This window comes from Rufibacter latericius, assembly GCF_003721515.1.
Lineage (GTDB): Bacteria > Bacteroidota > Bacteroidia > Cytophagales > Hymenobacteraceae > Nibribacter > Nibribacter latericius.
The window spans coordinates 134033-156579 of record NZ_RJJD01000008.1; the positions used below are offsets into that span (position 1 = coordinate 134033).

At 51.1% G+C, this 22547-nt stretch carries 20 protein-coding genes; 5 read left to right on the plus strand and 15 right to left on the minus strand.

Features of this window, described 5'->3' with window-relative positions; all coding sequences use genetic code 11:
• Nucleotides 1-187: 187 nt before the first annotated feature.
• From EFB08_RS12575 to EFB08_RS12585, 3 genes are all read right to left on the minus strand, one after another.
• Nucleotides 188-2095 carry a glycosyltransferase family 2 protein gene (locus EFB08_RS12575; protein WP_123127316.1) on the minus strand — a complete coding sequence of 636 codons (1908 nt, stop codon included), beginning with the start codon at nt 2093-2095 and terminating at the stop codon, nt 188-190.
• A 141-nt stretch (nt 2096-2236) separates the two neighbouring features.
• Nucleotides 2237-2845 (minus strand): recombination mediator RecR, encoded by a 609-nt coding sequence (gene recR, locus EFB08_RS12580; protein WP_123127317.1) that lies wholly within the window; start codon nt 2843-2845, stop codon nt 2237-2239.
• A gap of 15 nt (nt 2846-2860) precedes the next feature.
• Complete coding sequence (locus tag EFB08_RS12585; protein WP_123127318.1) at nt 2861-3142, minus strand: ATP-dependent Clp protease adaptor ClpS; 282 nt, start codon at nt 3140-3142, stop codon at nt 2861-2863.
• Between the two features lie 198 nt (nt 3143-3340).
• Here EFB08_RS12585 and EFB08_RS12595 point away from each other — a divergent pair, with 198 nt between their 5' ends.
• The gene (locus EFB08_RS12595) at nt 3341-5497 is read left to right on the plus strand and encodes a S9 family peptidase (protein ID WP_123127320.1); all 2157 of its coding nucleotides are present in this window, start codon (nt 3341-3343) and stop codon (nt 5495-5497) included.
• A 271-nt stretch (nt 5498-5768) separates the two neighbouring features.
• Here the strand turns inward: EFB08_RS12595 and EFB08_RS12600 are convergent, their stop codons facing one another.
• The gene (locus EFB08_RS12600) at nt 5769-6221 is read right to left on the minus strand and encodes a DUF1569 domain-containing protein (RefSeq protein WP_123127321.1); all 453 of its coding nucleotides are present in this window, start codon (nt 6219-6221) and stop codon (nt 5769-5771) included.
• 343 nt (nt 6222-6564) lie between these two features.
• Between EFB08_RS12600 and EFB08_RS12605 the strand changes: the two genes are divergently transcribed.
• The 4 genes from EFB08_RS12605 (at nt 6565) to EFB08_RS12620 (ending at nt 10820) form a co-directional block, all read left to right on the plus strand.
• Nucleotides 6565-8238, plus strand: coding sequence for a M28 family metallopeptidase (locus EFB08_RS12605; RefSeq protein WP_123127322.1), 1674 nt, complete (start codon nt 6565-6567; stop codon nt 8236-8238).
• 375 nt (nt 8239-8613) lie between these two features.
• Entirely contained in the window at nt 8614-9024 is a 411-nt protein-coding gene (locus EFB08_RS12610) for a T9SS type A sorting domain-containing protein (RefSeq protein WP_123127323.1), read from the plus strand.
• A gap of 275 nt (nt 9025-9299) precedes the next feature.
• Nucleotides 9300-9851, plus strand: a complete 552-nt coding sequence (locus tag EFB08_RS12615; protein ID WP_123127324.1) for a hypothetical protein — start codon at nt 9300-9302, stop codon at nt 9849-9851.
• Between the two features lie 273 nt (nt 9852-10124).
• Nucleotides 10125-10820 (plus strand): ferritin-like domain-containing protein, encoded by a 696-nt coding sequence (locus tag EFB08_RS12620; protein WP_123127325.1) that lies wholly within the window; start codon nt 10125-10127, stop codon nt 10818-10820.
• 86 nt (nt 10821-10906) lie between these two features.
• On the opposite strand, the gene EFB08_RS12625 is transcribed toward EFB08_RS12620, so the two are convergent.
• From EFB08_RS12625 to EFB08_RS12675, 11 genes are all read right to left on the minus strand, one after another.
• The gene (locus tag EFB08_RS12625) at nt 10907-11587 is read right to left on the minus strand and encodes a porin family protein (RefSeq protein ID WP_123127326.1); all 681 of its coding nucleotides are present in this window, start codon (nt 11585-11587) and stop codon (nt 10907-10909) included.
• A 234-nt stretch (nt 11588-11821) separates the two neighbouring features.
• Nucleotides 11822-12229, minus strand: a complete 408-nt coding sequence (locus EFB08_RS12630) for an RlpA-like double-psi beta-barrel domain-containing protein (RefSeq protein ID WP_125077734.1) — start codon at nt 12227-12229, stop codon at nt 11822-11824.
• 345 nt (nt 12230-12574) lie between these two features.
• Nucleotides 12575-13495: a M20/M25/M40 family metallo-hydrolase gene (locus EFB08_RS12635; protein ID WP_123127936.1), complete on the minus strand. Its 921-nt coding sequence runs from the start codon at nt 13493-13495 to the stop codon at nt 12575-12577.
• Nucleotides 13496-13784: 289 nt separating this feature from the next.
• Nucleotides 13785-14732, minus strand: coding sequence for a M48 family metalloprotease (locus EFB08_RS12640; RefSeq protein ID WP_227006326.1), 948 nt, complete (start codon nt 14730-14732; stop codon nt 13785-13787).
• Between the two features lie 211 nt (nt 14733-14943).
• On the minus strand, nt 14944-15195 hold the full coding sequence (locus tag EFB08_RS12645; RefSeq protein WP_123127328.1) for a hypothetical protein: 252 nt from the start codon (nt 15193-15195) through the stop codon (nt 14944-14946).
• 137 nt (nt 15196-15332) lie between these two features.
• Nucleotides 15333-15719, minus strand: coding sequence for a CZB domain-containing protein (locus EFB08_RS12650; RefSeq protein WP_123127329.1), 387 nt, complete (start codon nt 15717-15719; stop codon nt 15333-15335).
• 144 nt (nt 15720-15863) lie between these two features.
• Nucleotides 15864-16205, minus strand: coding sequence for a cupin domain-containing protein (locus tag EFB08_RS12655; protein WP_123127330.1), 342 nt, complete (start codon nt 16203-16205; stop codon nt 15864-15866).
• A gap of 102 nt (nt 16206-16307) precedes the next feature.
• Nucleotides 16308-17330, minus strand: a complete 1023-nt coding sequence (locus EFB08_RS12660; RefSeq protein ID WP_123127331.1) for an SDR family NAD(P)-dependent oxidoreductase — start codon at nt 17328-17330, stop codon at nt 16308-16310.
• A 4-nt stretch (nt 17331-17334) separates the two neighbouring features.
• Nucleotides 17335-19335, minus strand: coding sequence for a DNA ligase D (ligD, locus tag EFB08_RS12665; protein WP_165864885.1), 2001 nt, complete (start codon nt 19333-19335; stop codon nt 17335-17337).
• A gap of 214 nt (nt 19336-19549) precedes the next feature.
• A complete protein-coding gene (locus tag EFB08_RS12670; protein WP_123127333.1) occupies nt 19550-20095 on the minus strand; it encodes a hypothetical protein in 546 nt (181 codons plus the stop codon).
• A gap of 105 nt (nt 20096-20200) precedes the next feature.
• The gene (locus tag EFB08_RS12675; RefSeq protein WP_123127334.1) at nt 20201-22453 is read right to left on the minus strand and encodes a GH92 family glycosyl hydrolase; all 2253 of its coding nucleotides are present in this window, start codon (nt 22451-22453) and stop codon (nt 20201-20203) included.
• Nucleotides 22454-22547: the final 94 nt, after the last annotated feature.

The window sequence follows — 22547 nt, forward strand, 5'->3', positions numbered from 1 at the left end:
TTTATAGCGGATTCGCGAATATTTAATTAATCCTTCACGATTTTGGGGCCATTTACTGGAAATAAACGAAGAAACAGGAGATTGTACCTTTCTTAAACGGGTCTAGGGACAAAACAGTATCCTAAGAAATGGAATACATCCTTTCTCTGCCTCTTCTACCGCTCCAGGAAGAAAGGGTTTTACTTTTCTAGGCGGGTCTGCCCAGGTTGGAAAGATTACGGGCCATGATAAGTAGGTCTGCATAAGGAGTATAGTCTTTGGCGTAGACCACCTCCATCTGCCGAGCCGCGGCCAGGCTGATACGGCGGCCGGAGATCTTGTCCACTGGCGAGAGAATAGCCGGTTTTGAATCTGAAGTGGCCGTGGCTTTGAGGCCCACCCATTGATAAAGCCCAACCAAGTTTCCGAGGCAATTTTTCAAAAACTGCCTTTTTCCTTTGATCCGCCAGATCAGGAACGGGGCCAACACCAACAGCAGGACACTCACCAGCGAGTTCAGCACCGCCTTGTTGCGCCGGTGGTACGGGTTCAGCAGATTCACCTCAATGTGCAGGGCGTAATAATCGCCGCGGGCGTTTTTAGACGAGGACCCGATGATGTAGGTGCTGTTCTCGGGCAGGATCTTGAACTCCACAGCACTGTTATGGATCTGCACCATCCACTCAATGATCTGGGATACAGCCAGGTCTTTTCCACAGAAAATGAGTTCGTTGATTTTATAAATCTCGATGACTTCTTTGATCTGCCTTAAGTCGGCGGGGGTATGCTGAGGTTCCAGACGAGCCAACGGGACCTGGGCACCGGCCTGCCGCAACAGAACAGAGGCCCGTTTCACCTCTTTGCCGCTCCCCACCACCGCAATGCGCTTGGCCTTCGGTTCCCCGAAACGCCAGTGCCCATACGTACTAAAATGCCAGATAAGGCGCCAAAGGGTCATGCCCACCAGCCCCACCAACACGGCCACCAGCAAATGCTTTTTATTCGTTTCCCCCACAATGGAGACGATGCTGGAGAACGCCATAAGCAAAATACTGCCCCACAGCATGCCGCTCACCAGCCGGTACAAACGTCCGGGTTTGTCATAGGCTCCGCTGAAGAAAGCACTGCCCAGCCAGACGCCCAGGTACGCACCCCACATGGGGGTCACGCCCAAAGGCAAGGGATTAGGTACCATTCCCTTCCCTATGATCGCGCCCAAGACGAGGCAAAGTCCATCCAGCAGAAGAGGCGTTACCCGCTGAAAAGCCCGGAATAGAATAGCAATGGCAGCGCGCAGGTAAATGGCCAGCCGGATCAAAAAGGAATACAGCCGGGCCTGCCGACCGCTGAAATGTTTCTCCGCGAACACCATCATGGCCCGGTAGAACATGAACACGTAGTTCACGCTGGTTTTGCGGGTACTTTCGCCTTTGTAGTGGATGATGCGGGTCTCGGGGAAGTAGATGACGTCATAGCCGCCTTCCTTGATGCGATAAGATAGATCGATGTCCTCGCCGTACATGAAGAAATCCTCATCCAGCAAGCCCACCTTTTCCAGCGCCTCGGCCCGCATGAACATATAGGCCCCGGCCAGGATATCGATTTTGTGCACCTCATCTTTGGACAGATGCCCCAGGTGGTAGCGGTTGAACAAGGCCGAGGTAGGGAACATTGCCGCCAGCCCGAAGACCTTGGAGAACGCCACCCAGGGCGTAGGCAGCCCCCGCTTGGATTCTGGCAGGAACTGGCCCGCGCCATCCATCATTTTCACACCCAAGGCCCCGGCCCCGGGGTTCTGCTCCATGAAATGAAAGCACTTGAGAAAGGTATCTTCCTCCACCACCGTGTCTGGGTTGAGGAGCAACACGTACTTGCCCTGCGATAATCGAATAGCCTGGTTATTGGCTTTGGAAAACCCCAGGTTCTCTTTGTTGGCCAGCAGAATCACCTCGGGGAAGCGCCGCTGCACCATCTCCACTGATCCGTCTACCGAGTTATTGTCTACCACAAACACCTCTACCCGCAGCTTCTGCATGGCCTTTCTAACAGAAAGCAGGCATTGCTCCAGGAAATAGCTGACGTTGTAATTGACAATGATGACGGAGAGGTCTTTCAAGCGAGAACGTTGGGTCGGTTAGGGTAGCGGGGCAATATCCTGGAAATTTCAGAAAAGAACTACAAACATAAAAAAAGCAGGAACATATGTTCCTGCTTGTCTGACCATTTCGGGCCTGTTTTCATAAAAATAAGCCAAAAACTAGATTTGGCTGTATGCTGTGCGGTCTAAGATACTGCGCCCCAGGGTGATCTCATCGGTGTACTCCAATTCGCCGCCTACCGGTACGCCTCTGGCGATGCTGGAGATGCGGGCCGGGTAGTCTTTCAGTTTGCGGGTAAGATAGAAAGCGGTGGTATCGCCTTCCATGGTAGGGCTCAAAGCCAGGATGATCTCTTTCACCCCGGAACTAGGCAACCGCTCCACCAGTGACTGGATATGCAGGTCTGACGGGCCCACGCCTTCCAGCGGAGAAATGACGCCACCCAGCACATGGTACACACCCTTGTACTGAGATGTATTCTCAATAGCAATCACATCCCGCATGTCACTCACTACGCACAGCAGGGCGCGGTCGCGGAGCGGATTGGCGCAAATGCCGCATTCCTCCTGGTCAGAGATGTTATGGCAGGTTTTGCAGTACCGGATGCCGGTGCGCATGCGTACCAGGGCCTCAGAAAGTTGTTTTGTATCTTCGGTTTCGGCTTTGAGCAAATGCAATACCAGACGCAGGGCAGTCTTTTTGCCTACGCCAGGTAATTTTGCCAACTCTTCTACCGCATTCTCAATCAGCTTAGAAGGGAAATTCATCCAGTTAGTTCAGGGTTAAACGATATCTGCTGAGATACCCCGGTCGTGGATGGCGGTGCACATGATTTCCAGTTCAGAGAAGGTACCCATTTTCACGGTGCACTTCCCTTTGTAATGGATCAACATGGTACATTGCTCGGCCTGTTCCTGTGTGTGGCGGCAGACCTGAACCAACGTATTGATCACGTGCTCAAACGTATTCACGTCATCGTTGTACACCACCAGCTCGCGCACATCGGTGGTTTCCTCCAATAACAGCACGTCTTCCTGCTCCAGAATTTCAGTTAGAATGTCCATAACGCAAAATTAAGCAATTAACCTGAGTTTAGGAAGTTCTCAGCTGGGGTCTCAGCAAAAGTAAAACAGTTAAAAAGCGCCTCTTGTTCCTGAAAAAAAGGTAGTTTAGCCTTATTTTTGATAGAAGAACGGTCTTCTGAAGCCGTTATATGGCCAGCTTTTAGAGCCTGTTTTTCCAATTTCAACCTTAAAACAAACATGCATAAACAACCCCTTGCCTGGGTAGCCTTGCTTTGGCTTTCCTTCCTTTCGGCTGTTCCGGTCACTGGCCAGCAGAAACTACTTACCATGGAAGATGCCTTCCTGAATTCCAGCCTTACCCCTGCCAACCTCCGCCAGCTCACCTGGGTGCCCGGCACCAATGACTTCAGCTATGTCAGCGACAAGATGGATCAGCTGTTAAGAGGGAACGTGCGCGAAAATGCCCGGCCCGTTCTTTCTCTTACTGACCTGAACGCTGCCCTGGAGAAAGCCGGAATCTCAAAGGTAAGTTCTGTCAATGGCTTGCAATGGCTGAACGCCACCGAGGTGCTGCTTACCCAGAACGGAACGGTATTCCGGTACAATCCCCAGACCAAAACCGGCCAGGTTTCTTACAAACTGGATGCCGCCGCTGAGAACAAAGACTTTTCCCCTAACAAACAGCGCATCGCCTACACCAAAGGCAATAACCTGTTCTTTTCTCAAAATGGGGCCGAAAACAAGCAGATCACACAGGAAACCAACCCCGAGATTGTCAACGGACAGGCAGCACACCGGTCTGAGTTCGGGATTTCCAAAGGCACCTTTTGGAGCCCCAGCGGCAACAGCCTAGCGTTCTACCGCATGGACCAGACCATGGTCACCGATTATCCGCTGGTGGAAGTGAACCCGGTTCCGGCCAAATTGAACAACATCAAATACCCTATGGCCGGCGGCAAAAGCCATCATGTGACGGTAGGCGTGTACAACGTTGCCTCGGGCAAAACCATTTTCCTGAAAACCGGTGAACCCGCCGAGCAGTACCTCACCAATCTGACCTGGAGCCCCGATGAGAAATCCATTTACCTGGCCGTGGTGAACCGGGCCCAAAACCAGATGTGGCTGAACCAGTACGATGCCAATACCGGTGCCTTTGTGAAAACCCTGTATGAAGAGAAAAACGACAAGTGGGTAGAGCCTGAGCACGGAATGTACTTTGTACCGGGTCACCCAAATCAGTTTGTCTGGATCAGCGAGCGCGATGGCTATGACCACCTGTACCTCTATGACACCAACGGAAAGCTCATCCGGCAACTCACCAAAGGCGAGTGGGTGGTGAAGGATTTGGTGGGGTTTGACAAAAGCGGCCGTGAAGCGTACTTCACCTCCACCGCCGAGAGCCCGCTGGAGCGCCATTTCTACGCCGTGGAACTAAGCACCGCCCGTACCGGCCGATTGACGCAGGGCAGCGGCGTGCACAATATCTCCTTCAGCCCAACTGGCCAATATTTTATTGACAACTACAGCAGCCCGGTGACACCCCGCACCATCCGGATTTTAGACACCGAGGCCGGAAGAGTGACCAAAACATTGTTAGTTGCGCAGAACCCGCTGCAAGACTACCAACTAGGCGAGACCACCATTTTCCCCATCAAAGCCGAGGACGGCACTGACCTGTATTGCCGAATGATCACGCCGCCCAACTTCGATGAGAAGAAAAAGTACCCGGTGGTGATGTACGTGTACGGCGGGCCGCACCTGCAGATGATCAACAACAGCTGGCTAGGCGGTTCTAACCTCTGGATGCAATTGATGGCACAGAAAGGCTACATTGTTTTCTCGCTGGACAACCGCGGCTCCGCCGATAGAGGACGCGCCTTTGAGCAAGCCATCTTCCGGCAAGTGGGATTAGCCGAAGTCAGTGATCAGATGAAAGGCGTGGCCTATCTGAAAAACCTTCCCTATGTGGACGTCAACCGCATGGGCGTGCACGGCTGGAGCTACGGCGGTTTCATGACCACGTCGCTCATGCTCAAACAGCCCGGTGTCTTTAAAGTAGGCATTGCCGGCGGCCCCGTGATTGACTGGCGCCTCTACGAAGTTATGTACACCGAGCGTTACATGGACACCCCCCAGGAAAACCCGCAAGGCTTTGAACAGGCCAACCTGCTCAACCACGTGAAGAACCTGAAAGGCAAACTGCTCATGATTCACGGCACCGTAGACGATGTAGTGGTCTGGCAGCACAGCCTTTCCTTCCTGAAAAAAGCCGTAGATGAAGGTGTCCTGCTGGATTACTTTGTGTACCCGGGCCACCCGCACAACGTAGGCGGAAAAGACCGCGTGCACCTCTACAAAAAGGTAACCCAATACTTTGACGAGCATCTGAAATAGGAAACATTTAGCGTCTGTTTTGCGGAAAACAGCGCAAAAACAGAAAGGCTGTCTCTATGGGGCAGCCTTTCTGTTTTTAGATACTTAAACCAACTAGTAGTTACTTTCTTCCAAAAGCATTTTGACGCCAGTCTCATGATTTGGGATGAAGCGAGTCTCCAGACTCGCCGGAAACCACTGGCAGAATTCTTAAGGGCTAGTTTGGAGTAGTATTCCCACAGAAGAAGAGGGTAAGCAATCGAACCGTTCCGAAGTAACCCAAAACTTGAATTCACACCCCAAACTGCCTTAAATGATGATCCAGGTGTTTATAGAACATATTGTTCCACTCCTGGCTGTTAAGTTTTCCGAACGAAAGCGACTCCTTGCCTTCAAAATAGTTCTTGCCTAGCTTCCGGGTTTTCTGAATGTAGTCTATCAGCCTACTTTTCTCTAACTCGAAGTCTTTGGTCTCTTTGATGAGAAACTGTGGGGCGGTGCGTATGTTTTTTTGGTAAGGCTCTTCATTCACTACTTTGCTTTTCACCAGCAGTTTCAGAATTAACCGCATAAAGGGATTGGGCTTGGCGTGGATGTTCTCGAAGGCCATCTCATACATGACGTTGCAATGCGCTAACATCTGGGCCACCGTCATCTTTCCCCAAAGCGGTTGGGAAGTAGGGCTTAGATGGTCAATACGAGCGAGGACTTCCGCCACGTCACGCTGCTCGAATACGTTTTTCATATCGTTTTAATAGCTGCTTCTTCGAAAATACACGCTACAAATGGGATTCATGTACCCGAATATAAAAGATTAAGCTCGTAATGGAAGAAGAAGTTGAGGTCAGGAAGAATCAGTCAACTACGTCACACGTTTAGATGAGCCTTGGCCATCTGAAGCTTCTCCTTTTCTGCCGTTATTTCCAAAAGCAGCGGTAAAACACCATCTATTTTCCGGCACACATACTTATTTGAGCACGGGCCTGCCCGAAAGTGAATTCGATTTAATTTCTGAACTTCTTCCGGCAGCTTCTTTTTCCCATGGAACTCTCCTATTTTCGGCCACCTGACTACTAAACAAACCGCCTATGTTCAAACGAATCCACATCTGGGCTATTCCGCTCAGTTTAAGCCTTCTTTCTGGGTGCCAGTCCAGCAGCAGCAAGAAAGAGGCCGCTACTTCTGCTTCAGATACCAACGCTGCTGTCACGCAGGAAAGCTACAAGCAGTACGTGACCGCCCTGGCTGCCGATGACATGGAAGGCCGGAAGCCATTCACCAACGGCGAGAAAAAGACGCTGGCCTACCTGGAGAAAGAAGCCCGAGCCTTGGGCCTGGAACCCGGCAACGAAGGCAGCTTCTTGCAGGAAGTGCCCATGGTAGAAATCACCTCTTCGCCCGCCCCTACCATGACCGTTAAAGGCAAGCAAGCCATGGAACTGAAAGGGCCGGACGATTACGTGATCTGGGCGCGGCGCACCGAAGAAAATGTCTCTATCAAAGACAGCGAACTGGTGTTTGCCGGTTTCGGGATTGTAGCGCCGGAATACAACTGGGACGACTATGCCGGGCTCAATGTGAAAGACAAAGTGGTGGTGGTGCTGGTCAGCGATCCGGGGTTTTATTCAGCAGATACTACCTTCTTCAAGGGCCGCACCATGACGTACTACGGCCGCTGGACCTACAAACTGGAGGAAGCCGCCCGCCAAGGTGCCAAAGGCTGCCTAATTGTGCATGCCACCGAACCCGCTGGCTATGGGTTTCAGGTGGTGCAGAACAATTGGAAGACCTCTAAATTTTACCTGGATACCCGCGGCAAAGAAACCAACAAATGCGCCATGGAAGGCTGGATTACCACGCCCGTCGCGGAGAAACTGTTCACTGCCGCCGGCAAGAATTTCCAGACGGAACTGCAAAGGGCCGCTAAACCCGGCTTCAAAGGAAATTCGTTGGGCTTGACTGTGAGCACTTCCCTGAACGCCAAGGTACGGTATGACAAATCGTTCAACTTCATCGCGAAGATCACCGGAAGCAAACGACCTGATGAGGCCATCGTCTACTCAGGCCACTGGGATCACCTGGGCATCGGAAAAAAAGACGCCCAGAACGACAGCATCTACAACGGAGCCGCCGACAATGCCAGCGGCACCGCCGGTCTGCTCGCCGTGGCCAAGGCTTTCCAGAGCCAGTCACAAAAACCTGACCGAACGGTGGTCTTCCTTTCGGTGACCGCCGAGGAACAAGGGTTACTGGGCTCAGCGCAATACGCAGAGAAGCCCGTCTTCCCGAAGGAGAAAACCGTAGCCAACCTCAACATGGACATGCTCAACCCCTTCGGGGAAACCAAAGACATCGTCCTGATTGGCATGGGCCAGTCTGAGTTGGAGGACATCCTTTCAGAGGAAGCCAAAAAGGTGGGCCGCTACCTTGCCCGTGATCCTAACCCAGAGGCTGGCCTTTACTACCGGTCAGATCATTTCAACTTCGCAAAGATGGGCGTACCAGCCCTATTCACCGGCATGGGCACCGACCACGTGCAACTAGGCAAAGCCGAAGGCAAAAAACTGCTGGAGAACTTCACGGCCAACATCTACCACAAACCAAACGATGAGGTAAACGCCGCTTTCAAGATGGACGGAGCCGTGGCTGATCTTCAGTTACTGTTTCAGGTGGGAAGAAGGCTGGCTACTTCGGAAAAATGGCCCAACTGGAAAACCGGCTCCGAGTTCAAGGCCGTGCGCGATGCTTATATGAAACGATAACCTTGCTTTAAGGCCATTTTCTTTAAAACAGCCCCAAAACAAAGAGAGGCCGCTTCTAAGGAAGCGGCCTCTCTTTGTTTTGGGGCTCCACGGCTTAAGATCTTACTACTCCCATTAGTTAAAAATCACGGAGTACATGCAGCCTTTTAATCAGCTAACAAAGGAGAATCAACTGCTATTTTCGTCAAAGTGGCCAATAAGGAATTTACTTAGACTTAGCTATGACCACTAAAACGATCATCATTTTTTGTTGGTAAAATTAGGGTAGCCAACCTATTCTACTCAACAAATCCAACAAGTTGGGTTATTTGTTTAATATGTTCCTTACCTCCTGAACATCACCTAGTGTGTGGGACAGGAAAACACTACCAATCAATGTTTAGATTAAATGCCTTCATAAAAGACTTTTTAATTGCGAAAGTGGATCATAATGAACCGATAGACGAAGTAGATGAAAGCAATAATACCAGCAGTGCAACTTTTGTAAGAATGAAAGACCCTAATGGCATCAAAGAGCTTTCTCCAGAGCATAAACTGACCTTATGGCCAAACCCAGCAACTGACAAGCTTTCCATTGAAGCCAAAGGCTTTAAGAACGGCGAGAAAACAGCAGAGATCACGTTGTACTCAGCAGCAGGCCAGAAAATGGTCACTAAAAAGGCATCCATTGCAAACCAAGAGCTAAAAGCCTCCTTGGATGTTTCTAACCTGAGCCATGGGTTGTACCTGGTCTACATCAGAGTGGGTGATACCCTTACTATCAGAAGGTTTGTAGTCCAGAAATAGCAATTAAAACCTCTACCTTAAAAAGAGTCTTACCAAATAGTGAGGCTCTTTTTTTATTGTGCCCAATCAGTTGCATGGTCGCTTTCTTTGATTTCAGGGTAAAATTTCATCTAATTGGTTTCGGGGGTATTTTGTCAAAACAGCCTTGAAACCCAAAAGGAACATTTGATATCTATAATTGCTAACAATGACGTACTTTTGCTAAAGAATTGAGCCTCATACTGTAAAAGTCGATCCAATTCATAATTACTGATTCCAAATACCTAATTACCATTATGCCCGTACCCTCCGCTGACTTCAAGCAGGCGTTGAAAAGATTAAGTGAGAAAGAGAAGGAAGCCTTGGTGCTGCGCTTGATCCGGAAAGATGCAGAGGCTTATGATACCCTTGCCTTTGAATTGCTGGACGAGGTAACCCTTGAAACCCTCTTTGAGCGCAGCTCTGAAACCATCCATGAGATTCTGTTCACCGTCTCGGGCAGGTCCCTCAGCAAGGCGTTGAACCGAGGACTGAAAAAGGCCACCCAGGAGATTGCCCGATACCAGCGCATCACCAAAGACCGGAAAGGTGAAGTAGAGCTGCACCTCTATTTGTTGAACCTCATCTTTGACAACTTCACCGGCCAGTTCGAGAGCATCTACAAGGGGTTCTATGTGGCCACCGCGCGACTGGTGCTCAGAACCATGACGCTCATCCAAAAACACCTGCACGAAGATTACCACCTAGAGTACCAGGAGCAATTGAACACCTTCCTCACCGATCTGAACGGCCGCAGCAAACGCCGGCAGCTTCCCTTCAACCTGCCCTGGCAATTTGAAGTAAGCTAAAAGGCTAATCTGTTTCCCTTTTGTTTTCCGGAAATCGGACCCAAAACGTGGCTCCAATTTCCGGCCAAAAATCTTTGTTGATGAGGAGTGACTGGTAGTTTGATGCTCAAGGTCTTTGAACTTCCCTTGCTAAGTTTTAGGCGTGTTTTGATGAAAAGGTGCTAAAACCCGCAGAGGGTCTCAGGATTTATGACAATAGGGAGAGACTCGTATTTTTCTAAACCTGCCGCCGTAGTTCACGTTCATAAAAGTTCATAAACTATATCCGAACGTATGTCAACTAACGAAAAACAAAGAGTCGTGGAGGTTCTGCAAGAACTAAACGAATTTGTCCATGATGGCCTGGAAGGCTATGAGCGCGCCGCCAAGGAGAGCACTGATTCACTTCGGCAAGATGCGTACCGCCGTTTTTCACAGCAACGCCTGGCTTTTGCCAATGAACTGAACCAAGTGATTCAGCAGCACGGCGGAAGCCCCCAACGAGACACCACCGCCAAAGGAAAACTTTACCGCCAATGGATGGATTTTAAAGCCACCATCTCTGGCAGCAACGAAGAAGCTATTTTAGGTTCCTGCATTTACGGCGAGGAATGGGCTCAGAAAGCCTACCGTGATGCTCTGGACCACGAATTACCTGCCGAGGTACGTGGTACCATTCTACGCCAGAGAGAAGCCTCTACCGACGTGCTGACCTATTTACATCAGTTGTGGGAAGCAGCCGGCTACGAAGAAGAAGCCCCAACCGGACTTGCCGCCGCTACCGCTGTTTCTTCCAGCCCCAATAAAACCTGGAGAACTGCCTTGTACGTGGCTGCGGGTGCTGCCGGCGCGGCGCTTATCTATGGTTTGATCACCAAAAGAATTCCTACCGATCGCCTGATTGCAAGTGTATCTAACCTTACCAAAGGCAAATTTGGTAACAACGGGAAGAGTTCTACCGCCAAAACCAGAAGCCACGCTAATCAATAATTCTCACTTAGAAATAAAAAAAACGGCGGACATGGTCCGCCGTTTTTCCTCATCCTATAACACATTCACTACAACTAAAAAACTCTTTAGAATCTGAAACCAACCGAGGCTTTGAACCCGTGGTTGTATGATTTATAATCGGCCCCTTGGTCAATGGTAGTCAGACCCATATCATAGCTTCCGCCAAAGTTCAACCCATTCTGGAATTGGTACCCGGCTCCCGCCGACAGGCCTAAGTCCACTTTCCGTTGGCTGTTCTGCCACTCAAAATCATTGTTGTAAGCTGAAAACCCGAAGGCTCCGGCATTCACGTTCACTTTATTGGAAAGCAGGAAAGACACCTGCGGACCTGCGAAGAAATTGAAGCCGCTTCCCACGTAGACTTTGGCCAGCAACGGTACATCTATGTATTCTGCTTTGTTGGTAAGCGTTACCTTGGCGTTGGCAAACTGGGCGGCATCACCAGGTATTCTTCCTTCCAGGACCATTCCTTTCTGGGAGTACTGCACGCCGGGCTCAAACTCAAACCCGTTGGCCAGCGGAATGCTCAGGAAAGCCCCCGCATGGAAACCTTGCCGCATTCTAGTCTGTACATTGCCATCGGTGTACTCCAACAGATTGCCGAAGCTTTTCACCGTCTCGCCCTGCCAACCGGCCACGCTGTAACCGCCCTTAATTCCTACTCTTACTCCGCCGCCATCCTGCGCGAAGCCTTTGTTCAGGAGTCCTGCCAACAGAACCACCGCTATCAGTAATGTCTTTTTCATGTCTCTGGATTTTCAACTTAAAACCCTCGCTTGGGCTTGTATCTGCTTAAATGGAAAAACCGTGCCAAAAACGCTTCCTTTCTCCTCTTCCAGAATTAAGCCCAACACATTACTTGTCTTAACTTCCTGATTTTCAATTTAAATATTTAATAAAATTTTCAGTGTTGTTCATAAAGCAGAGAGGCCCCGCCTTAAAAAAGACGGGGCCTCTCTGCTTTATGAACTGTGTATGGGCTATAATTTAATGAGTTTTACATCTTCCCAGTAGCCCATGATCTTGTCATTAGGGCCAACCAGAATATCTACTCGGTTTTTGATGCGGTGGTGCATGGCGTCTCTGACCACATAGATTCCATCTAGTTTAGGAGAGATCCCTTCCACCTTCACCGAGTCACCGTAATCAATCTTGCCGCCCCATCTCGCCAGTAGATTTCGGGAGAGGGCTAGCCAACGGTGCTGTCCGGGGTTCTTCTCGTTTATCTTGGAACCGTCGGCGGTGATGAAGGGATCTTCGTCTGTCTGCTCCTCAACGGGAAAATAAACAGAGGCATCCACATCAATGTGAACGGTGTTGTCTTTCACCTCGGCCACTGCTTTCACAGGCGCGTTCATGGCTACCGGATGATGATTGATGGCCGGCATGGCTGGAGCCGGCGTGGTAGATCCTGAAATTTCTTTCAGAAAAGGTAAAATTATTAAAAGAAAGAGTCCATACGTTTGATTCTTGACCATGCTTTCGTTGTTGGTGAAACATCGTTTTAGGTACTAGGTCTTAAACGGTTTATATTTTACAGGGTTGTCTTTCCTTGATTAGTACAATTTTAGATTTATTAGGCCTTCTAAGCACATTATATGCCAGAACTTGCCCTATGTTCTTTAAAGCAATAATTGCACGTAAATAAAAAATTCCTTTTTTGACGCATTTTCATCAAATGAGTCAAAAAAGGAATTATATGTTAACCAGATAACCCTCTGGGGATGTAGTTCTTACAAGGGCAATTGCTTGTCCAGGAGCTGTACCGCTTGAGAAATAGTCTCTACCGCCTTCAGGTAAAAGGATTGGTGGATGTTCCTGAACTCATCGGTTTCCTGGTGGTAGTGCGGGTGGTCTTCTACCCCGAAGTAAATAAAGGGGATATTGGCGGCGTGAAAACTGCCGTGGTCAGATTGCTTGGTCCAGTCGTCGTGGCCCTGCTCAGGGCGGTCATGGCCCAGGCGCAGGTTCAAGCCTTGCGGAACTTTCACCTGCTCTAGAAGGGGCTTAAACGCAGGGTAGTGGTAGGTACCTGAGGCGTACAATTCGTTCTTCTCGGAGATACTCACCATGTCCAGGTTCACGTCCAGCAGAATGCGCTCCTTGGCGAAGGGCAGGTTGGCCACAAAAGCCTTTGAGCCCTGCAAACCCTGTTCCTCGGCATCGAAAGCCACAAACACCAGCGTATGCTGCGGCTTTTGTTTCTGGAAGTGGGTGGCTAATGCCAGGATAGCGCCAATACCTGAAGCATCGTCATCAGCCCCGTTGAAGACCTTTCCGTCACGGGTGCCCACGTGGTCATAATGGGCGGATACGATAATGATTTTGTCTGATTTCCCCGGAATCATACCTACCAGATTCACGCCAGGCACCGAGGTGGCGGAATTGCGCTGGGTGAAGGTAAAAACGTGCTGGTACTGGGTACCCACGGGCTTCAGCCCGATGTTCTGGAAACGTTTCACCAAGTACTGCTGGGCTTTGGCGTGTCCGGGAGTGTTAGGTAGACGCCCGCCCAAAGAATCAGCGGAAAGGATTTCTACATCTTTCAGAACCTGATTGGGTTGATACACTTCCTGGGCACAGGAAGTAAAACTGAGGGTACTTACGCTAAGGGCGGCCAAACACAGGCAACGCAGAAAAGGAAAACGCTTCATGGTGAAAAGGTACGGCAAAATTTGGAATGTTGTACGGCCCAGCTTTAAAGCATCGTTTTTGACCTCTTTTCAGGAAATAAGTCGAAAAGCTTAGTTGGGATTTGAAGGTTTTAGAAATGCCCTTCATCGAGATAGGATTTTAAAGCAACACTTAAAAACGAAGTTCTTACTAAGGTAAAACAAGCTATATGTTTTAGGGCCTGTTTTCAGGAAAAACGGCTTAAAACAGAACAGCCACCGTTCTTTTAGGAAGGTGGCTGTTCTGTAAATATTAAACTGAAGCGGCAGCTTAGGTGGTGGTTAACACACCTACGCGTTGACCGGCTTCGTTGAGGAGTAATCCGTCGGTGCTCACGAACAGGTAAGAGAAGTACCGGCTCTCCAGCACGTAAGGGAATTTGCTGCTTTTTGTTTTCTGCAGCTTGCCAATCACTTCCAGGCCATTTGATGTTTCCCGCACCAGGTTATAGGCAGTGGTCACGTAGATACGCTCTTGCGGAGCACTCTGCAGTTTCACCTGACGTAGTATTTTCTGCCCAGACATTCTTGAGCCAGTAGAGGAAGAACGTCTGGCGGTGGTGGTCGCAGTCATAGTCTCGGGAGAAGTAATCGGGCGGCTGACACCTGCTACGGTACGGTTAGGGGTACCTGCTTTGGCGCTGGCCAAAATCTGCTCCTGGGCATTGCGCCAGCCTCTGCTGATGGCAGTAAGGCGGGAACTTTTGCCCGGGTGCGTGTACGAATCTTCTTCCTCGGCTAAGGCTTTGATGGCTGCCTGGGCTTCGCTTAAGCTGGCTCCCATTTTACGGAGCACAAACCCTGAGAACTCATCGGCCTCCAGCTCGTCTTGCTGGTTGCTGCCGCCTTGAGAGAGCGTGTGCCCGTTCAGGTGGTGCCCAATCTCGTGTGCCAGGATACTTACCCCGGCCCAGTCAGTGCGAAGGGCGTTGTTCAGCGTGCTCACAAAGTTTTCGTTGTAAAGAATGTACCGCTTGCCGTTCATGATCACGGCGGCAGCGTTAGGCACGTTGGCCGCGCGCACCTCGAACCGAGGCTTCAGCCCAACCACGTCAATAATCTCAGTGATGATATCTCTGGCCCCTACTGCGGCAGGCGCTGCATATGCGGTTGCAGCTCCTCCCTTCGTTTCAGCCACAGCCGGTGTTGCCACCGAGGCACCGGTCAGAAAAAGACCGGTAAGTACTGATAAAAGAACCTTTTTCATATGCTTTTCCATGTAGTTTTATAACAGAAGAACACGCTATTTGATTCAACGCTGATCGTGTCAAATCATTGCGTGTTTATCTAATAGCAAGTTTTCTGCCAGTTTTAGAAAAGTGAGCCTTTAAACACGGCCTCAAGAGGATGTAGCGAAAATATTTTTTTAGTTCCAGAGAGGACACAAAAAAGCCCTTAGAGGAAGTTTCTAAAGGCTTTTTTTAAGCTAATTAATAGTTATTCTCCTGGTTAGAATCGCCGTCATTGGTGTCACGCTCGTCAATGGTATTACCGCCGCCAGCCTTCTCGGTTCCGGAGAAATTCTCGTCCTGCTTGGTGGAGTCATATCCGGTCATGGATCTGCGGTAACTGTCACTGTCACTGACGTATTGACGCTGGTGCTCTGACTGTTTGCCTTGCTCCATTTTGTTTGCCGAGTTGTTGGTTTCGTCGGGGCCGGGGTTATTTACGTTATCTGGCATGTCTGTCTTTCGTTAGTGGAACATCTTCCCCATTTTACGCGGGGTCTGCCTTCTTTTACTAAAGCCAAGGTAAAAGGTTCTTGCAAGAAAGTGGGCTTTCCAGCCAAAGGCTCTTTCAAAGGTTTATCGAAAGAAAATCAGGCAGCGGCTTTGCGCTCAATTTTGTCTAAAAGGCGCAGAAGCCGCTGGGCGGTCTCGTCTATCTGGGAGAGTTGCGCCAAGGCTTTTTCTTCCTGCCCCTGTTGGTGTAATTGCCATAGTTTTCGGGCAATCACGTGCATCTCGTCATGGACTCTTTCCAGTTCTCTCACTTCGGGCAGGTGCCCAATGCGCGGCATGGCTACGTCATAGATCCATTTGCCCAACGAGCATTGCCTGGTGGAGAGCACAGGCTCTGTGTCAATGGAGGCGCCGTAAAGCAGGGCCCTCAGCTTTGATTTAAACAGGACATGCTTGATCCGGGCCTGCTCAAAATCGAGCCGTCCTATGCTTTCAAAGAAATTTTCCTGCTCTCTGTTATTCATTTTACCAGGGAAAACCACACAAACTAAGCAGACCCAACCTTTGAAGCCTCGGGATGGTTGGTTTCAACCATCCCGAGGCCTGCTTCCGGACCAAAGCTAGGTATAAAACGGAAGATTTGTCTTTCAGAAGTTATTGCGGGAAACTCAGCCTTCGTCACGGCCTCTTACCTGGGCGGGCGGGGCAGTGGCTTCTACGGCGGTGAACTCTTCCAGAATTCGATAGGTGTGCGAAGATCCTTTGGGCACCACGTACGAATTGCCGGGTTCCAGAATCACCGTCTGGCCTTCTACCAACAACTCTGCCCGACCGGCGATCACGTAGCCAACGGTCTCGTACTCCCGGCGTACTTCTGGTTTTGCCTCGCCGGGTTGTTCTTTTTCCCAAAGGCGCATGGACACGGTTTTTCCCGAGGCCAGGTATTTCTCGCCGTCTTCGCCTTTAGGGGAATAGGCGCCGTCAATTTTGGTTACTGTGGTATCACTCATAAAGAAATGGGTTAGAGGATGAATGGAAACATATTATTTTCTGCTGCCTGGCCTGAGAAATGGAAGCCGGTCATCAGACTAAAAGAAAAATTTTGCTAAACCTTACATTTCATTGTTTTCCCTGGCCGCTTTCTGGTTGGGGGCATTCAGCGGAGATTGGGTGAGTTCGGTCTCGCTTTCGTAACCCCGCACGGCTTCCGAACCTATTCCTCCCGGACCGGGCAGAAACATGTTCACCAGCCCCATCAGATCAGCGGTGGTGCCCGGGAAGAGGCCATGCAGGGTACTGATGAATTTGGCGTTCAAGCCTAGGGTAACTTCGGCTTTACCGTAGCGACAGGCGTCCATAATTTTGCGGGCAGCGTTGTCTGCGGCCAAAGAGATCATGGGGTTGGCGTCCATCAAAGCGAAGGCGGTGTATTCTTTCTCGTTCTGGCCTTTCAGGAAAGCGTTGCGGGCACTGCCAGTACGCATGAGGCCTGGGTTGATGGTAGTAACATAAATGCCGTCTTTCAGCAACTCAGACCGGAATCCCTCAGACATGCCCACCAAGGCAAACTTGCTGCCGCTGTACGGAACCAGGTGCGGAACGCTCACCTTGCCTCCAATGGAGGCGATGTTCACGATCCGGCCTTCGCCCCGGGCTTTCATATCCGGAAGGACCTCTAGCATGGTGTACAGCGAGGCCCAGTAATGCACCTTCATGGCTTCCTCGAAATCCTCTACCCGCATCTCTTCCAAGGGCCCCGCCGCAATGATACCAGCATTGTTGATGAGCACCTCCACGGGGCCTAGCCGATCTTTTATCTCCCCGATCATGGCCTGTACCTGCCCCCGGTCACTTACGTCACAATTGAACGCCAGCACCGTGGCTCCGCCAGATTCCAGTTCGGCCTTGGCGGCGTCCAACTGATGCTGCGTGCGGGAGCAGATGGCAATGTTGGCGCCCTGTTCGGCAAACATGCGGGCCAGCACCAGGCCCAGACCCCGGCTCCCGCCCGTGATCAGCACGGTGCGATCTGTAAAAGAGAATTCCTTTTTGCGACGCGAATAGGACCGCAGGGCAAGTAAAGCCCCCACTGCGGCCCCGCCCAATAAGAGGGAGGTTTTGGTTTTCTGTTGCATGGTCTTATTTTTTCAGTTTTCTGAGGTAGGTGGCCACATCAATTCCTTCGCCCAGCACCGGGCTGAAAAGATCTCCCAATTTCTGGACGCGTTGCCGCACGTTCTTTATGGTAAACTGCGAAGGGTGCAATCCGGTTTTAACTTCTTTCCATTGAAGCGGCGTGGAAACGGTAGCCCCTTCTCTGGGCCGCACGCAATAAGGCGCGGCAATGGTCTGCGCGATGGCGTTCTGCAGGAAGTCAATGTAAATCTGGTTTCGGCGTTCCTTGGGGCTGCGCTCCAGGCTGGTGAGGTTGGGAAGCTGTTCGTGCACCCGCTGGGCCAACGCATAAGCCAGTTCTTTCACCTGCTCGAACGGCCACTTGGCGGCCAGGGGTACATATAGGTGCATACCAGTAGCACCAGAGGTTTTCACATACACCGGAATCTCCAGTCCATCCAAGATCTGTTTCGCGACTAAAGCCGTTTCCACCACCTCATCATACGTGTTCTCACCGGGGTCCAAGTCCAGCACCAGGTAATCGGGTTTCTCTAAGTTATTCAGGCGTGAATTCCAGGGATTGAGCTGAATGCAGCCCAGGTTGTTCAGGTAGGCCAGCGTGGCTTTGTTTTGGCACACAATGTAGTCCACATCTTTGCCCGTTGATTCCGCTTTTATGGACGTGGTTTGTACCCAATCCGGGGCATGTTCGCCGGCGTCTTTCTGGAAGAATCCCGGTTTGGTGATGCCGTTGGGGTGCCGCAAAAGGGATTCTGGCCGATCTTTGAGATACGGAAGCAGAACGTCGGCCATGGATTGGTAGTAGAGCACCAGGTCTCTTTTGGTGATGCCTTCCTCGGGCCAATAGAGTTTATCTGGGTGCGAAATAGGAATCTGCTGGCCGTCCAGTTCCAGAGTCAGCGTTTCATCGGCGTTTTCCTGTTTTGGGCTCATTTTCGGATTTTTGGCAGTTTTTTCCTGATGTACTTTCTGGGCAGACTCGGCGCGTTCATGTACCACGTCTTTGGCTTTTTTATCTACCCGCAGGCCTTTGAAGATGGCTTGGCGCATCTGCCCGTCGGCGGTCCATTCCGCGAAGGAAAGCTCGCAGATTAGTTCCGGCTTTACCCAGGTGACTTCGCGGCTCAGGGGCACTTTCTCCTTGAACGGCGACTTCTCCTGCACCAGCGGCTCCAGCTTCTCCTTGAGTTCTTTCAGGCTTACTTTGTTGAAACCGCTGCCGCTCTGGCCCACATATTTCAACTCTTTGCCTTCGTACACGCCCAACACCAACGCCCCTAGGTGCACGCGGCTGCCCTGCGGCTCGGTGAACCCGGCAATGATGGCTTCCTGCCGTAGATGGGTTTTGATCTTGAGCCACTCGTCAGAGCGTTTGCCCACGTGGTATTTGCTTTGGGCGGCCTTGGCCATAATGCCTTCCCATTCGTTTTGCTGGGCTTCCTTGAAAAACTTAGTACCTTCTCCTACCCGGTGCTCACTGTAGCGCAGCGGGTCCTTTGCTTTAGACAGAATTTCATGAAGTTTCTCTTTTCTCCTGATCAAAGGCCATTGCTGAAGGTCCTCGCCATCGGCGTACAGCAGATCGAAAATGTAGTAGTAGAGGTGTTCCGACGGGGTATTCTGATAGTTTTGCAGTGCCTGGAAATCGGCTTTGCCGTTTTGGCCCAGGATCACCAATTCACCGTCAAAAACCACTTGGTGCGGCAAACTCTCCAGAGCTTTGACTACGAGTGCGTATTTCTCTTTAAAAGATTTTCCGTTGCGGGAATAGAGGCGCACCTGGTTTTCCGCCACCTCAGCCACCGCCCGATAGCCGTCCCACTTCACCTCAAACAGCCAGTTCTCGTCATCAAAAGGACCATCGGTGAGTTTGGCAGTCATGGGCACGATGTCATGCGGCATCTCAGCCGACGTTTCCTGGTTCTTTACCCTCCCCTTGGTAGGGGATTTTGGCTCAGGGTTTTCCTTAGAATGGCCTTTCTGGTTATGTTCTAGGAGGCTCATAGGCGTGGGGTCTGGTTTTAGGTTAGATTTGAGAAAAGCAGGCCTAAAGCGAAATGCCTTCCTCATGATGGTCTTGCCCTTTTACGCAAGAATTCTGCTCTACGCTACATTTCAGCCAAATGCGGTTTTAGAAGGTGTTTTCACAGAAACAGCTAAAAAACAGAAAGCCTGCCTCTTTATGAGAGACAGGCTTTCTGTTGGTATATGCAATCAATTAGTTGGTTCTGGCCCCGCGGCCCGCTACGTCTGGATCGTTGTTCTGATCTTTTCCGCCTTTGTTAGGCGAGTATTTCTCATCATCTGGGTCACCGCCGTGTCCGGCATGTCCGCTGCTGCGTCCGCCGCCGGTACCGTCGTTCCCGTTGTGATTTCCTTTGAAGCCGCTGTGGCTATCGCTTAAACCACCGGCGTGTGTTCCGTAGCCGGTGTCTTTGTCGCTTTCAGCGTCATGTTTGGCTTGTTTGGTGTCGCCGGTTGGGTGTTTGCCCAGTTCCTGCTCTTTTTCACCGTACCCGCCACCTCTGCGGCCCTGGATTTCGCCGCCTCCGTTAATATCTACGTGAGGGGTTCCGCCGTCTTCTTTGCCGTTGAAATCCACGAAATCGCCATCGGCGTCATAGTTGGCGGTGTTGCCGCCATCGGCTTTGGTACCATAGTTATGATCCGCAAATACCCCGTCTCCGCGATTTCCGTCCTGGCTGTTGTTGCTTCCTGATCCGTCTTGCTGAGGCGTTCCCTGGTTCTTATTTTGCTCTTCCATAGTATCGTCAGGTTTAAAAATAAATGTAACAAACTTGTGTACCTGTTTACGGGAGGAAACCGGGAGAGTTAATTTCAGGGGAAAGTTTAAGGTCTGGACTGCCCTTTACTTCTGCGCAGACATGGAAGGAGGATAGGCCTCTGGCGCGGCTCCCCAGGCTTTGTTGGGCTGTGGCCCCATCATAAACCTTAGGTCGCCGCCTTGCATGAGCTCGGCGTGGGTGATGTACGTACGCGCCAAGGGTTTGCCGTTCAGGAATACCTGTTGCACATAGATGTTCTGGTAGCTGTTGTTTTCGGCCGTTACTTTAAAGGTTTTCTTCTCGCCCACCTGGATTGTGGCTTTTTTCACCAGCGGGCTCCCCAGCACATAGTTTCCGTCTGACGGGTTCACGGGGTAAAAACCCAGCGCGCTGAACACGTACCAAGCCGACATCTGTCCGCAGTCTTCGTTCCCTGAGAGGCCGTCTGGGTGGTTCCGGTACATCTGGTCCATGATCTGGCGCACTTTCTCTTGGGTTTTCCAGGGCTGGCCGGCGTAGTTGTAGAGATAGGCGATATGGTGGCTTGGTTCGTTTCCGTGCGCGTACTGCCCGATGAGGCCCGAGATATCCGGCGACACGTTTTCACCCGTCATCTGAGACGTGACATTGAACGTGGAATCCAGGTGCTGCACGAACAGCTTCTCTGAGCCGAACAGGTTAATGAGCCCCTGCACGTCATGCGGTACAAACCAGCTGTGTTGCCAGGCGGTGCCTTCAATGTAGGTTCCTTTCTCGCCGTGCTCGGAGTGGAAGGGGTCAAAAGGCGCTTTCCAGTTTCCGTCTGCGTTCTTGCCGCGCATAAATAACGTCCTGGCATCGAACAAAGGTTGATACGAGGCGGCCCGTTTGCTGAATTTCTGGTAATCTGCTTCCTTGCCCAGTTTCTTGGCTACTTGCGCAATGCACCAATCGTCAAAGGCGTACTCCAGGGTCTTGGTCACCGACCAGCCGTCTTTGTCGGCGGGGATGTAGCCGTAGGTGCGGTAAAGGTCGGTACCCCGAATGTTCTGCGAAGCGCTGGCTACCATGGCTTGGTACATCTCTTCAGACTTCTCAGGCAAGTACCCTTTCAGAAGGGCATCGGCGAGCACGGGTACAGCGTGGTAGCCGGTCATGGTGTTGGTTTCGTTGCCTGACAGTTCCCAAACCGGCAGCAGCCCCAATTCTTTGTAAGAACTCAGCAGGGAATTCAGGAAATCAGGCATTCGGTTGGGTTGGGTGATGGTGTACAGAGGATGCGCCGCCCGAAACGTATCCCAAAGCGAGAAGACGGTATAGCGGTTGTAACCCACCGTGCGCACTGAGTCTGCGTTTCCTTTGTACTGGCCTTTTACATCTGAAAACAAAGACGGCGCCACGAAGGAGTGGTAAAGGGCCGAGTAAAAAACAGTGTCCCTGGCGGGGTGCAGGAAAGAGGCCTGGATTTTCTGCAATTCCCGTTGCCATTTCATTTTCCCCTCCGCCGCTACTTGGTTAAAGTCCCAGCCAGGGATTTCAGTTTGAAGGTTTTGCAGGGCACCGTCTATGCTGGCGCTGGAGATGGAAACCTTCAAAAGCAGGGGCTTTTCCCCTTGGGGGAAATAGAAAGCAGCCAAAGCCTTCTCCCCTGTTACTTCTTTGCCTGCCACCCGTTGTCCGTTTCGCTTCAAGACCTGTTTTTGCACCGGTTGGGAGAAAACGGCCGCAAAATAGACCCACTGCTGGTCTGCCCATCCTTTAGATTTTCGGTAGCCGGTGACCAGCGTATCATTGACCAGCATGATCTGGGTTTCGGTGGGTTTGTCCCAGTTGATGGCGAATCCCAGGTCAAGGCTGATGGCTTTGACAGAATCCTTGGGGAAAGTGTATTGGTGAAAGCCTACCCGCTCGGTGGTTGTCAACGCCACCTTGATGTTGTTTTCCAACGTGACGATGTAGAGACCTGGGGTGGCAGTTTCCTGTTGATGGCTGAATCGTTGCCGCTCCTTTTTCTCCACCGTTCCGACATAATACGGCATCACCGAAATATCGCATAAATCACCAATGCCGGTGCCGCTTAAATGGGTATGGCTGAACCCCGCAATCAGGCTGTCTGAATAATGGTAGCCCGAGCACCAGTCCCAGCCCTGCGTTCCGTTATCAGGCGAGAGTTGCACCATCCCGAAGGGCATCACCGCCCCAGGATAGGTATGTCCGTGCCCACCCGTCCCGATGAAGGGGTTCACCGTGCTGGCGAGTATCTGGTTTCTATTTGTCTGGGCCGATTGCCGCAGGGCACAACCCGTCACTAAACCTCCCAAAAGGAGCACACAACTAAGAAAGTAGCTTTTGTTCATGGAAAAGAACAGAGGAATGTACGCCAGGTTTCTTCCTGGTCAGAGGATTCTAAGGTAGAGGAAAAGCCCCGGCATTGGCAACTGTTCTCTGAAA